The organism is Stenotrophomonas sp. 01N47 (assembly GCF_056399165.1).
The window spans coordinates 12,136-24,516 of sequence record NZ_JBFTQU010000016.1; the positions used below are offsets into that span (position 1 = coordinate 12,136).

12 protein-coding genes are annotated in these 12,381 nt (G+C 67.7%); 9 read left to right on the top strand and 3 right to left on the bottom strand.

Annotated elements, in window-relative coordinates; all coding sequences use genetic code 11:
* Complete coding sequence (gluQRS, locus tag AC1DKR_RS20315; protein WP_312109138.1) at positions 1-921, bottom strand: tRNA glutamyl-Q(34) synthetase GluQRS; 921 nt, start codon at positions 919-921, stop codon at positions 1-3.
* Positions 922-1,013: 92 nt separating this feature from the next.
* On the opposite strand from gluQRS, the gene htpX reads away from it, so the two are divergent.
* Positions 1,014-1,880, top strand: coding sequence for a protease HtpX (gene htpX / locus AC1DKR_RS20320; RefSeq protein ID WP_223495803.1), 867 nt, complete (start codon positions 1,014-1,016; stop codon positions 1,878-1,880).
* Positions 1,881-2,651: 771 nt separating this feature from the next.
* On the opposite strand, the gene AC1DKR_RS20325 is transcribed toward htpX, so the two are convergent.
* Positions 2,652-3,479, bottom strand: a complete 828-nt coding sequence (locus AC1DKR_RS20325) for an inositol monophosphatase family protein (RefSeq protein ID WP_089236240.1) — start codon at positions 3,477-3,479, stop codon at positions 2,652-2,654.
* Positions 3,480-3,599: 120 nt separating this feature from the next.
* Here AC1DKR_RS20325 and AC1DKR_RS20330 point away from each other — a divergent pair, with 120 nt between their 5' ends.
* The 3 genes from AC1DKR_RS20330 to AC1DKR_RS20340 all read left to right on the top strand — a co-directional run bounded on the left by AC1DKR_RS20330 (position 3,600) and on the right by AC1DKR_RS20340 (position 6,909).
* Positions 3,600-4,370: an RNA methyltransferase gene (locus AC1DKR_RS20330; RefSeq protein WP_312109123.1), complete on the top strand. Its 771-nt coding sequence runs from the start codon at positions 3,600-3,602 to the stop codon at positions 4,368-4,370.
* A 182-nt stretch (positions 4,371-4,552) separates the two neighbouring features.
* Positions 4,553-4,786, top strand: a complete 234-nt coding sequence (locus AC1DKR_RS20335; RefSeq protein WP_313249739.1) for a hypothetical protein — start codon at positions 4,553-4,555, stop codon at positions 4,784-4,786.
* Positions 4,783-6,909 (top strand): putative bifunctional diguanylate cyclase/phosphodiesterase, encoded by a 2,127-nt coding sequence (locus tag AC1DKR_RS20340; protein WP_478034836.1) that lies wholly within the window; start codon positions 4,783-4,785, stop codon positions 6,907-6,909. The genes AC1DKR_RS20335 and AC1DKR_RS20340 overlap by 4 nt, the downstream gene beginning before the upstream one ends.
* A 4-nt stretch (positions 6,910-6,913) precedes the next feature.
* Here AC1DKR_RS20340 and epmB read toward each other — a convergent pair whose 3' ends face one another.
* Positions 6,914-7,954: an EF-P beta-lysylation protein EpmB gene (gene epmB / locus AC1DKR_RS20345; protein WP_363732557.1), complete on the bottom strand. Its 1,041-nt coding sequence runs from the start codon at positions 7,952-7,954 to the stop codon at positions 6,914-6,916.
* A gap of 97 nt (positions 7,955-8,051) precedes the next feature.
* Between epmB and efp the strand changes: the two genes are divergently transcribed.
* The 5 genes from efp (at position 8,052) to AC1DKR_RS20370 (ending at position 12,313) form a co-directional block, all read left to right on the top strand.
* The gene (efp, locus tag AC1DKR_RS20350; protein WP_006379771.1) at positions 8,052-8,618 is read left to right on the top strand and encodes an elongation factor P; all 567 of its coding nucleotides are present in this window, start codon (positions 8,052-8,054) and stop codon (positions 8,616-8,618) included.
* Between the two features lie 200 nt (positions 8,619-8,818).
* Positions 8,819-10,162, top strand: coding sequence for a TRZ/ATZ family hydrolase (locus tag AC1DKR_RS20355; RefSeq protein ID WP_025876398.1), 1,344 nt, complete (start codon positions 8,819-8,821; stop codon positions 10,160-10,162).
* A 26-nt stretch (positions 10,163-10,188) separates the two neighbouring features.
* On the top strand, positions 10,189-10,905 hold the full coding sequence (gene ubiG, locus AC1DKR_RS20360) for a bifunctional 2-polyprenyl-6-hydroxyphenol methylase/3-demethylubiquinol 3-O-methyltransferase UbiG (RefSeq protein WP_312787523.1): 717 nt from the start codon (positions 10,189-10,191) through the stop codon (positions 10,903-10,905).
* On the top strand, positions 10,902-11,597 hold the full coding sequence (locus tag AC1DKR_RS20365; RefSeq protein ID WP_312787521.1) for a phosphoglycolate phosphatase: 696 nt from the start codon (positions 10,902-10,904) through the stop codon (positions 11,595-11,597). The genes ubiG and AC1DKR_RS20365 overlap by 4 nt, the downstream gene beginning before the upstream one ends.
* Before the next feature lie 11 nt (positions 11,598-11,608).
* Entirely contained in the window at positions 11,609-12,313 is a 705-nt protein-coding gene (locus tag AC1DKR_RS20370; RefSeq protein WP_442244048.1) for an isoprenoid biosynthesis enzyme family protein, read from the top strand.
* Positions 12,314-12,381 lie beyond the last annotated feature (68 nt).

Here is a 12,381-nt window from a genome sequence, read left to right on the forward strand (position 1 = left end):
TCAGGTGGGGGAAGGGGGATTCTGCAACATCGGCGCGGAAAGTGCGCCCGCCGGCAGCAGGATGTCCGCGCGCGGCAACAGGCTGGGGTTGAAGCTGCGCCGGGTGGCGGCCAACAGCGCGTCGCGGTCGTCGATGCCTTCCAGAGCGCTGGTCGGCTGGCCCAGCAGTTCCCACAACCGGCGCAGCACCGGTACCGGCTCGCCGGCATCAACCGGCATCGCCGCCAGTGATTTGGACAGTTTGTGGCCCGGTGCATCCAGCAGCAGCGGCAGGTGCCAGTAGCGCGGCGTCGGCAGGTCCAGCGCCTGCTGCAGCAGGATCTGCCGGGCGGTGGAATCGAGCAGGTCGGCGCCGCGTACCACTTCGGTGACCCCCTGCGCGGCGTCATCGACCACCACCGCCAACTGGTAGGCCCAGCAGCCGTCGGCTCGGCGCAGTACGAAGTCGCCCACCTCGGCATGGACATCCTGTTGCTGCGGGCCGCGCAGGCCATCCTCGAAGCGCACGATGCTGCCGGGCGGCACGTGGAAGCGGACGGCCGGGTCCGGTCGTGCCTGCCGCGCGACGCAGTGATGGTGCAGGCCACCGTTGGCGGCAAGATCGCTGCGGCTGCAGTGGCAGACAAACGCGTGGCCATCGGCCAGCAGGCGGTCCAGCGCAGTCTGATAGGCGTCGCCGCGCGCGCTTTGCCAGATCACCGGCCCGTCATGGACCAGGCCGAACGCGGCCAGGGACTGCAGCTGCGCCTGTGCCGCACCAGCAACCGTGCGGGGTGGGTCGACGTCCTCGATGCGCAACCGCCACAGGCCGCCATGGTGGCGCGCGAGCAGCCAGCTGCCGAAGGCGGCAAGCAGCGAGCCGGGATGCAGCAGGCCGGTGGGCGAGGGCGCGAAGCGGCCGCAGGAGGGGGAGGAGGTCATGCAGCTGAATCGTCGGTCAGGTTGGCGCTTGAATTCAAGCTGACCACACCGCAAATTGACGGATATCGACCCCTTCCGAGCCGGAATTTCCCATGTTTACCCGCATTGCCCTGTTCCTGGCGACCAACCTCGCGGTCCTGATCCTCGCCAGCATCGTGATGTCGCTGATAGGGGTCGACCCCAGCCGGATGAGCGGCCTGCTGGTCATGGCTGCCATCTTCGGCTTTGGTGGCTCGCTCATCTCGCTGCTGCTGTCCAAGTGGATGGCCAAGCGCTCCACCGGTGCGGTGGTGATCACCGAGCCGCGCAACCAGACCGAGCGTTGGCTGCTGGCCACCGTCGAGCGCCAGGCCAAGGCGGCCGGTATCGGCATGCCCGAAGTCGCGGTGTATGACGGCCCGGAGATCAACGCGTTCGCCACCGGTGCCAACCGCAACAACGCGCTGGTGGCGGTGTCCACGGGCCTGCTGCACAACATGAGCGAGGACGAAGCCGAAGCCGTGCTCGGCCACGAGATCGCCCACGTCGCCAACGGTGACATGATCACGATGGCGCTGCTGCAGGGCGTGCTGAACACCTTCGTGATCGTGCTGGCCCGCGTGGTCGGCGGGGTGATCGACAGCGCGCTGTCCGGCAACCGCGAAGGTGGCGGCCGTGGCTTTGCCTACTACATCATCGTGTTCGTGCTGGAGATGGTGTTCGGCCTGTTCGCCACGATGATCTCGATGTGGTTCTCGCGCCACCGCGAATTCCGTGCCGATGCCGGCGGTGCATCGCTGGCCGGTCGCCAGAAGATGATCTCGGCGCTGGAGCGGCTGCAGCTCAACCACGGCCAGAGCACCCTGCCGACGCAGATCGCCGCGTTCGGTATTGCCGGTTCGACGGCGAAGAAGCTGTTCATGAGCCACCCGCCGCTGGAAGAGCGCATCGCCGCGCTGCGGGCGTCGACGGTGGCGTAAGCCTCCGCTTGTAGGGCAGTGCAGGAACGCCTGGCCTCGTGCCGGGCGTTTTTGTATGCGCGCCCACGCGTCGGTAGCGCCGGGCCATGCCCGGCGGATCATTTCCGCGACTGCGGAGGGGCGTCACTTTTCTTTTCGCGCGAAAAGAAAAGTAACCAAAAGAAACGCGCCGCCGGCCGCGAGCCGACGTGCTGTGCACGCCGGTACCCTGCGCTCCTCGGTCCGCCGAGGGACGGCGCGGGAACTCGCTACGCTCGGACACCCGCGCCTCTTCGCCCTCGCCGGACCTGCGGTGCTCGGCTTGCTATAAGGCGGGCCGGAAGATCAAGATCAACGGCAAGAGCATCCACGCATGGCGTGGATCTACTGGGTGCAGCTGTGGCGTTTGATCTTGGGTCCGCCGCAGCGAGCCGAGCATCGCAGGGGAATCAGGGGCACAGAGGCGCCGATGTCTGAGCGCAGCGAGTTCGGCGCCGTCCCCTGGTTCGCCGAGAAGCGCAGGGGACCGGTGCGTAGCACCGGCTTGCGTACTGGCGGCGTGTTTCTTTGGTTACTTTCTTGATGGCGCACATCCCTGTGCGCCACCCCGCGGGCCGGCTCCGCCGTTCCGCGCTGCTCGTGCAGCACGGTGCACACGCAAAGAAAGTGACACCCCTCCGCGGTGGCGGAAATGATCCGCCGGGCATGGCCCGGCGCTACCGACGCGTGGGCGCACAAACGAAAACGGCACCTTCGCAGGTGCCGTCTCCATGAACCGCTTTACGCGCGAACTCAGAACTTCGCGTCGAACTCGGCAGCGTAACCCGTGTTGACCAGCACCTTCTGCAGCGACTCGGCTACCTTCAGGTTGCCGGCCACGATCTGCTGGGTGTCCGGGCCACGGTTGTCCATGCGGGCCGGGGTCGCGCCCTTGAAGTCGCAGACCTTGCCACCGGCTTCGCGCACCAGCAGCACGCCGGCAGCGATGTCCCAGGCCTTCACGCCGGCCTCGAAGTAGGCGTCGGCGCGGCCACAGGCCACGTAGGCCAGGTCCAGCGCGGCCGAACCCGAGCGGCGGATGTCCTCGGCGTGCACCAGCAGGGCGTCCACCGACTTCAGCTGCGCACTGGCGCGGGCACGCTCGCGCGGGGCAAAACCGGTGTGGATCATGGTGCCTTCCAGATCCTTGCGGTCGGCCACGCGGATGCGGCGGTCGTTGAGCACGGCGCCGGCACCACGGCTGGCGGTGAACAGTTCATTGCGCAGCGGGTCGAAGATCACCGCGTCGGTCGGCTCGCCGTTCTCGACCAGGGCGATCGACACGCAGTAGTGCGGCACGCCGCGCAGGTAGTTGCTGGTGCCGTCCAGCGGGTCGATGACCCACATGTGGCGACGCTCGCTCTGCACGCCACCTTCTTCACCGAAGATGCCGTACTCGGGGTAAGCGCGCTTGAGTTCCTTGACGATCACCTTTTCCGCGTCCGCATCGACTTCGCTGGCGTAGTCCATGCGGCCCTTCTGGACTACATTCAGTGCCTCGAGCTTGTTGATGTTGCGCAAGAGGACGTTGCCGGCGAGGCGGGCGGCCTTGACCATGACGGTTACGGCGGGTTTCTGCATGGCATGGGCTCCCGGAAGGGCAGAAGAGAAGGGCTGGCGGGGGAAAAGAGCGGGTCCGGCGCAGTGGCCGGCCGCACAGTTTACCATTGGTCTTCGTCCAGCTCGACATTTTCCCTGTTCATGTCCCAGTTTCCTGTCGCCACCCGCCTCCGATTCGTCCTGGTCGGGACCCAACACCCCGGCAACATGGGGGCCGCCGCCCGTGCCCTGAAGACCATGGGCCTGGCCCGCCTGGTCCTGGTGGCGCCGGAGAAGCCGCTTGATGAAGAGGCCTTCCGGCGCTCGGCCGGCGCCGAGGACGTGCTCGGCGACGCGCCGGTGGTGGCCACCTTGGCCGAAGCCGTGGCCGACTGCCGCTTCGTGCTGGGGTGCACAGCGCGTGCGCGCCGGGTCCAGCTGGAGGAGTTCCTGCCGGCAGATGCCGCCGCCCGCGCAGTGGCCAAGGCCAGCGAGGGTGCCGAGGTGGCGCTGGTGTTCGGTCGCGAGCGTACCGGCCTGACCAACGAGGAACTGCAGCTGTGCCATGCCGCCGTGCACATTCCGTCCGACCCGGAGTTCAGCTCGCTCAACCTGGCCGCCGCAGTGCAGGTGCTGGCCTATGAAGTGCGCATGCAGCTGCTGGGCGCACAGCCGGTGGCCGCGACCGAGCCGGACAACCGCGAGCAGGCTGCCAGCCACGATCAGATGGAGAGCTTCTTCGCCCAACTTGGCGAGACTCTGGACGAGATCGATTTCCACAAGGGGCGCGCGCCCGAGTCGGCGATGCGCAAGCTGCGCCGTCTGTTCCTGCGCAGTGAGCCAAGCGAGCAGGAAGTGCGTCTGCTGCGCGGCATCCTGGCCGATACCCAGCGCATGGCGCGGCTGGCGCAGAAGATCGGCAAGGACAGCTGACGACGGTCTCATTTTTTCGGGTAGTCTGTCCGGATACCCTGGGGGATGATGCTTGTGTCGGGTCTGCGTAGGGCAATGCAGGGGGAACTGCTGAGCCTGGCCTTGGCCCTGCTGGCCGGGACGGCGCGTGCTGCGCCGGTTCCGCGATGGGGCCGTTGGGCAGCGAAGAGGGGCGACTCGCAATGACGCAGGATCATGCGCTTGGCAGTGAGCACCGGGAGGGTGCTGGACCGGCGCCGAAGGTGTCCGGCCGCGCGTCCGGCGTGCTGCCGCGTGTTGTCTGTCTTCGGCGGGTGCAGCGTGCGTTGCAGAAGGTGTTGGGGGCTTCCGGTTTCCGCCGCGTCGATGCGCATGCGCAACCGTGGCTGGATGATTTGAAACAAGGGTCGACGCGCGTGCGGATGGAAGTGGAATGAAGTTGCTCGGCTCGGGGATGCAGGCCCGGTTCCTGCTTGCGATGGGCGGGGCGATGCTGGTGGTGGTTGCGATCCTGGCCGTGCTGCTGGGGCGGCAGGCGGCGATGCAGGGCGAGGTGAGGTCGCTCAGCAACGGCGTCATCCACGAACTGTTCGACCGCAGCGTGCGCAGCCGTGGCGAGGCCATGGTGCGCGAGCTGTCCGATGCGCTTGCCGGTCCGCTCCACAACAACGACCTGGACCAGGTCGGGGCGCTTGTGCGCAGCATTTCGCGGCAGCCGGTGGTGCGCTACGTACTGGTGTTCGACGACCGCGGGCGGCTGGTCCACGACGGCTCGGCCGGGGTGCCCGGCTCCGGGCGGCCGATGACCGATCCGCTGGCGGCCGGGGCGGTTGCCGCGCAGTCGCTGGTGGTGCAGCAGTCGCCCACGGTGCTCGACAACGCGATGCCGATCAGGACGGGCAAACAGCGCATCGGTGGTGTCCGCGTCGGCATGGCGCTGGATGAAGTGCTGCAGCGTGAGCAGGCGGCCAACGCGACCCTCGGTGAGCGGCTGCAGCAGATGGGAAGCCGGCATCTGGGCTGGCTGCTGCTGATGCTTGGCCTGCTGGTGGTGATCGGCGTGGTGGTGATCCTGTACGTGCAGCGCACGCTGGTGGCACCGATCCGCGAGCTGGCCGCAGCCGCCCGGCGCATTGAAGCAGGCGACTACCAGGCGCCGCTGCGGGAAAACACCCGCGACGATGAGGTGGGGGAGCTCGTGCGCGGCTTTGCCCGCATGCGTGATGCGATCGCCCGCCACGACCGCGAAGTGCGGCGCATGGCCTACACCGACGCCTTGACCGGGCTCACCAACCGCCTGGCGTTCCGCGAGGCGCTGGACCATCGGTTGATGGCCGCACGTGCGTCCAATCACCGGTTGGGTCTGCTGTTTGCCGATATCGATGATTTCAAGCGGGTCAATGACACGCTGGGCCATGAGGCCGGCGACGAGGCGTTGCTGCAGTTCGCCCAGCGCATCGGCCGTGCCGTGACCGAGGCCGGCGGCGACGATGCCGTGCTGGCGCGGTTCGGCGGCGACGAATTCGTGATCCTCGTCGGTGATGGCGATGTTGCGGCCAATGCGCGGTTGCTGGCCGAAGTGCTGGTGCGCGAGCTGGGCAAGCCGCTGGTGGTGCAGGGCAGGGAACTGTTCCTGGGCACCTCGATCGGCGTGACCCTGTTCCCCGACGATGCCGCGGATGCGACGACGCTGCTGAAGAACGGCGACATCGCGATGTACCAGGCAAAGATGGCCGGCAAGAACTGCTATCGCTACTACAGCCGGGCCATGGATCACGCGGTCGAGCGCCGCGTGCACATGGAGCAGGAGCTGCGCGGTGCCTGGGAGCGCGGCGAGCTGCGGCTGGCCTACCAGCCAATCTTCCGCATGCGCGACCGTCGCATGGTCGGTGTCGAAGTGCTGCTGCGCTGGCAGCACCCGACGCTGGGCACGATTCCGCCATCGGTGTTCATCGAGGTGGCCGAGCAGAGTGGCCTGATCGAGATCATCGGTCCGAAGGTGCTGCGTGCTGCCTGCATGGAGGCGGTGCAGTGGCCGCGCGGTGTGGCCGGTGACGAGCTGTTCGTCTCGGTCAATGTGTCGCCACGGCAGCTGCGTGGCGGTGAGCTGCCGGCGTTGGTTGCGCAGTGCCTGCAGGAGTCGGGCCTGCCGGCCTCGCGCCTGCACCTGGAGTTGACCGAGACCGCAGTGATCGGCGATGAAATGCTGGCCGCGCAGCTGCTGGACCGCCTGCACCGGGCAGGGGTGAAGGTATGGCTGGACGACTTCGGTACCGGCTTCTCCGGTCTCAGCCACCTGCGGCAGGTGCCGGTGGACGGCGTCAAGATCGACAAGAGTTTCGTCGCCGACATGCAGCGCGACCCGGACGATCTGGCCTTGACCACGGCGATCATCGCCATGGCCCACGCACTGGGCATCACGGTGGTGGCCGAGGGTATCGAACAGGAGGCACAGTTCGAGCTGCTGGCCCAGCGTGGCTGCGACCTCGGCCAGGGCTACCGGTTGAGCCACCCGGTCACCGCCACCGAGGTGGTGCGGATGATCGAGTCGGGCGTGTGAGGCGCTACAGCGGGCGCTTGCTCGGGTCGCCGGGCAGCTCGCGGACCAGCTTGGGCACCAGGTAGCCGGACAGCCGGGCAGTGAGGCTGGCAATCAGGGCCTTGGCCTGGACGTCATCCACTTCGAAATGGGCCACGCCCTCAACCCGATCCAACTGATGTAGGTAATACGGCAGCACGCCGGCGGCGAAGCTGCGTTCGCTCAGGTCCTGCAGCGCCTGCACGCTGTCGTTGACCCCGCGCAGCAGCACTGCCTGGTTCAGCAGCTGGGCGCCGATGCCACGCAGGCGGGCCATCGCCGCATCGACGCTGGCATCGAATTCATTGGCGTGGTTGGCGTGGACCACGATCGCCAGTGGCCACGGCAGGCTGCCCAGCCAGGCCAGCAGTTCCTCGTCCACGCGCTCGGGCAGCACGATCGGCAGGCGCGTGTGGATGCGCAACCGGCGGATGTGCGGGATCTGGCGCAGCGCATCGGTCAGCTCGGCCAGCTTGTGGGTGGCCAGCGACAACGGGTCGCCGCCGGACAGGATCACCTCATCGATGTCCGGGTCTGCGGCGATGGCCTCCACGGCCTCCTGCCAGCCCCCCTTGGCGGCGTTTTCGGCGCCATAGTCGAAATGCCGGCGGAAGCAGTAGCGGCAGTTGATGGCACAGCTGCCGGTGGCCACCAGCAGGGCGCGGCCACGGTACTTCTGGATGACCCCGGTGGCCTTCTTTGCTGCGCCGTCGCCCACTGCGTCAAAGCTGAACCCGGGCGCCGGGCGCATCTCGGCGTCGATCGGCAACACCTGCCGCAGCAGCGGATCGTGGGCGTCGCCACGGCGCATGCGGGCGACGAAACCCTCCGGCACGCGCAGCGCGAACTGGGCGATGGCCGCCTCCGATACGCCCAGCGCCGCGGCATCCAGATCCAGGCGGGCCAGCAGCGTCTGCGGGTCGCGCAGGGCCTGCCGCCACAGCTGCTGCCAGCGCGCGGGCGTGCTTGGCGACTGGGTCCGGGGGAAGGCGGAAAGCTGCATGGAGAGGGGGCCTGCGGTTATCATGGACACATAAACAGTTGCCCGCCGGGGTTCCGGTGGGCTTTCCATTCTATCCGGCTCGCCGCACGCGCGGCGGTTTCGCCATTTGAGGAGCTTGAGCATGGCCACTGCGGGCATGAACGATGTCAAGAACGGGATGAAGATCCTGGTCAACAATGAACCGGCCGTCATCTCCGAGACCGAGTTCATCAAGCCGGGCAAGGGCCAGGCCTTCACCCGCGTGCGCTATCGCTTCATCAAGTCGGGCCGCACGGTCGAAATGACCATGAAGGCGACCGACGACGTGGAAGTGGCCGATGTGGTCGATACCAACATGGACTACATGTACAGCGACGGCGAGTACTGGCATTTCATGGACCCGGAAACCTTCGAGCAGGTGCAGGCCGACAAGGCCGGCATGGGCGGCGCCGAGAAGTGGCTGAAGGGCGAGGAGTCCTGCATCGTGACCCTGTTCAACGGTTCGCCGATCTTCGTGCAGCCGCCGAATTTCGTTGAACTGAAGATCACCGAGACCGATCCGGGCGTCCGCGGTGACACCTCGGGCGGCGGCGGCAAGCCGGCCACCCTGGAAACCGGCGCCGTGGTGCGCGTGCCGCTGTTCGTCAACCAGGATGAAATCATCAAGGTCGACACCCGTTCGGGCGAGTACTCCTCGCGCGTCAAGTAATCCGGCGCAGCCGGATTACGGTAGTGCCGGCCGCTGGCCGGGTACGCGCCATCGCATTCGCGCTGGCGCTCCCATGATCTGCTTCGGCAGATCATGGGCCCCGCTTCACGAGTCTCCAGACCCCGCCGCTTAGCGGCAGCCCCTGACTCAGGGGCGTGTCCCCCAGCAGTATCTCGCCGCCCCACCGCCAGTGAGCCCGCATGAGCGATAGCCCGCACCTCCCCGAAGCCTGCGACCTGCTCATCGAAGCCGGTTATGTCGTTCCGATCGAGCCGCATGCGGTGGTGCTGGAAGACCATGCCGTGGCCATCCGTGGCAGCGAGATCGTGGCCATCCTGCCGCGCGCCGAAGCGCGTGCGAGGTTCCGCGCCACCCAGGTTGTCAGCCGCCCAGAGGCGGCGCTGATGCCGGGCCTGGTCAACGCACATACGCACAACCCGATGACCCTGCTGCGCGGCGTCGCTGACGACCTGCCGCTGATGACCTGGCTGCAGCAGCACATCTGGCCGGTGGAAGCGGCGGTGATCGGGCCCGAATTCGTGGCCGACGGCACCACCCTTGCCATCGCCGAGATGCTGCGTGGCGGCACCACCTGCGCCAACGAGAACTATTTCTTCGGTGACGTGCAGGCCGCCGTCTACAAGAAGCACGGTTTCCGCGCGCTGGTCGGCGCGGTCATCATCGACTTCCCCACTGCCTGGGCCAAGACCGACGACGAGTACTTCGCCAAGGCCGGTGAACTGCATGACCAGTGGCGCACCGACCCGCTGATCGGCACCGCATTCGCGCCGCATGCGCCGTACACGGTCAACGATGCCAATTTCGAGCGGGTGCGGATGCTGTCCGACCAGCTGGACATGCAGGTGCATCTGCATACCCATGAAACCGCGCAGGAAATCACCGATTCGATCAAGCTGCACGGCCAGCGTCCGCTGGCGCGGCTGGATCGCCTCGGCCTGGTCAACGACCGCCTGATCGCGGTGCATATGACCCAGCTGACCGAAGCCGAGATCCACCTGTGCGCCGAGCGTGGCGTCAGCGTGGTGCATTGCCCGGAATCGAACCTGAAACTGGCCTCTGGTTTCTGCCCGGCCTGCGCCCTGCAGCGCGCCGGTGTGAACCTGGCCATCGGCACCGACGGCTGCGCCAGCAACAACGACCTGGACATGTTCAGCGAGAACCGCACCGCGGCGATCCTGGCCAAGGCTGTGGCCGACGATGCCACCGCGCTGGACGCGGCGACCACGTTGCGCGCGTCCACGCTGGGTGGCGCCCGCGCATTGGGCTTCGGCGAGCGCATCGGCTCGATCGAGGTCGGCAAGCAGGCCGACCTGGTCTGCGTTGATCTGTCCGCGCTGGAGACCCAGCCGCTGCACAACGTGCTGTCGCAGCTGGTGTACGCCACCGGCCGGCAGCAGGTCAGCGACGTCTGGATCGCCGGCAAGCCCAAGCTGGTGCAGCGCGAGCTGGTCGGCATGGACCTGCCGGGCATCATCGCCAACGCGCGCCAGTGGCGCGAGCGCATCCGTCATATCCGCGCCTGAGTGCAGGCGCCGCAAGGACAACCGTCATGACTGCCCCCCACGCTTCTTCCAATTTCGATCAGGCCGAGCTGGACAAGTTCGCTGCGCTGGCCAACCGCTGGTGGGACGCCGACGGCCCGCAGAAGCCGCTGCACGCACTGAATCCGGTGCGCCTGCAGTACGTTGCCGACCGCGCGCCGCTGCGAGGTGCGCGTGTGCTCGACATCGGTTGCGGTGGCGGGCTGCTGAGTGAAGCGCTGGCCCAGGCCGGTGCCGAAGTGACCGCCATCGATCTGGCGCCGGAGCTGGTCAAGGTTGCGCGTCTGCATGCCCTGGAAAGCGGCGTCAGCGTCGACTACCGGGTGCAGGCCGCCGAGGACCTGGCCGCCGAACAACCGGGCAGCTTCGATGTGGTGACCTGCATGGAAATGCTCGAGCACGTGCCCGATCCGGGCGCGATCATCGAGGCCTGCAAGCGTTTGCTGAAGCCGGGTGGCCATCTGTTCCTGTCCACCATCAACCGCACCGCAGCCGCATTCGCCGTGGCCATCGTCGGTGCCGAGTACGTGGCACGCCTGCTGCCCAGGGGCACCCACCACTACCAGGAATTCATCAAGCCGGCCGAGCTGGCACGTTGGCTGCGCGAGGCCGACCTGCAGTTGGCCGATGTCAGCGGCATGGCCTATGAGCCGTGGCGCAACCGCGCCCGCCTGAGCAGCCGCACCGACATCAACTACCTGGCCCACGCGGTCAAGGCCCCGTGACCGCCGCCGTGTTCCCGCGTGCGGTGCTGTTCGACCTGGACGGTACGCTGCTGGACAGCGCCCCGGATTTCGTCGCCACCCTTGATGCGATGCTGGCCGAGCGCGGCCGCGCACCGATCGATCCGGCGCAGTTGCGGCCGGTGGTGTCCAAGGGCTCACGGGCGATGGTGTCGGCCGCGTTTCCAGAGCTGGAAGCGGCCGAGCGCGACGCACTGATTCCCGAGTTCCTGCAGCGCTACGAAGCCTCGATCGGCCAGCACGCCGTGCTGTTCGACGGCGTCGCCGGCATGCTCGATGCGCTGGACGCTGCTGGTACGGTGTGGGGCATCGTCACCAACAAGCCTGAATACCTGGCGCGGCTGATCGTGCCCCAGTACGGCTGGCAGCAGCGCTGCGCCGTGCTGGTCGGTGGTGACACCCTGGCCGAGCGCAAGCCGCATCCGTTGCCGCTGCTGCACGCCGCGCAGCTGATCGGCATCGCAGCGGAAGACTGCGTGTACGTCGGCGACGATGAGCGCGACATCATCGCCGCGCGTGCTGCCGCCATGCCGTCGGTGGCGGCGCTGTGGGGCTACCGCCTGCACAGTGATGACCCGTTGGCCTGGCAGGCCGATGTGCTGGTCGAGAACGCCGGACTTCTGCAACTGGCCAGTCTCTGGCCGACCCGGCCGGCGACCCCGGCCCAGCCGTAAGGAACAACGTAGTGAGCAGTACCGCGCTGGATAGTTTCCTCGACAAGTGGCGCAGCCGCTGGCCGGAATGGTCGGTGGCCGAGCCGTTCGTGGCCGAACCGCAGCGCCATGTGGCGCTGGCGTGGTTCGCGCTGCTGCAGGAATTCGACGACATGCTCAACACCACTGGCGACCCGCTGCCGGCGGACGCCAAGCTGGCATGGTGGGGCGAGGAACTGCGCAGCTGGGCCGCGCAGCGTTCGCGGCATCCGCTGGGACGCGTGCTGGAGCCGGTACGGGCACCGTGGGTGCAGCTGGCCGAGGCGCTGCCGGATCTGGTCGAGGCGCGCACCGTAGCGCTGGACGCTGCCGGAGCCGAACGCGCACTGGGCAACTATGCCGACGCGGTGGCTGCGGTCGAGGTCGTGGTGTTTGCCGACAAGCCGCGCAAGGGGGCTGGCCATGCCGTGCTGCTGCAGACCCTGGCCCAGCGCCTGCAGGACGCTGGCGTGGCCGGAGTTCCGCGCAGCCTGCTGGACGAAGATGCCGGCAACGCTGCACAGCGTTGGGCGCAGCAGTTGCTGAAAGGGTGGGGCACCCGCGTGCCCGGTCCACGCGCACGCCGGGTGTGGGCGAGCCTGGCGCGTGCACGTCTGGCGGCGCAGGCCGCCGGCAAACCGATTGAAGCCACGCCCGTGCGCACGTTGCTGCGCGTGTGGTGGGCCGCGCGCGGCTGAACCCTCACCTGGTAGTGCCGGCCGCTGGCCGGCAATCCGGGTAGGTTGGTGAACACCATGAGGTTGCC

Coding starts and splice junctions, on each gene's coding strand:
- gluQRS (WP_312109138.1), bottom strand. CDS start 921: ATGACCTCCTCCCCCTCCTGCGGCCGCTTCGCGCCCTCGCCCACCGGC.
- htpX (WP_223495803.1), top strand. CDS start 1,014: ATGTTTACCCGCATTGCCCTGTTCCTGGCGACCAACCTCGCGGTCCTG.
- AC1DKR_RS20325 (WP_089236240.1), bottom strand. CDS start 3,479: ATGCAGAAACCCGCCGTAACCGTCATGGTCAAGGCCGCCCGCCTCGCC.
- AC1DKR_RS20330 (WP_312109123.1), top strand. CDS start 3,600: ATGTCCCAGTTTCCTGTCGCCACCCGCCTCCGATTCGTCCTGGTCGGG.
- AC1DKR_RS20335 (WP_313249739.1), top strand. CDS start 4,553: ATGACGCAGGATCATGCGCTTGGCAGTGAGCACCGGGAGGGTGCTGGA.
- AC1DKR_RS20340 (WP_478034836.1), top strand. CDS start 4,783: ATGAAGTTGCTCGGCTCGGGGATGCAGGCCCGGTTCCTGCTTGCGATG.
- epmB (WP_363732557.1), bottom strand. CDS start 7,954: ATGATAACCGCAGGCCCCCTCTCCATGCAGCTTTCCGCCTTCCCCCGG.
- efp (WP_006379771.1), top strand. CDS start 8,052: ATGGCCACTGCGGGCATGAACGATGTCAAGAACGGGATGAAGATCCTG.
- AC1DKR_RS20355 (WP_025876398.1), top strand. CDS start 8,819: ATGAGCGATAGCCCGCACCTCCCCGAAGCCTGCGACCTGCTCATCGAA.
- ubiG (WP_312787523.1), top strand. CDS start 10,189: ATGACTGCCCCCCACGCTTCTTCCAATTTCGATCAGGCCGAGCTGGAC.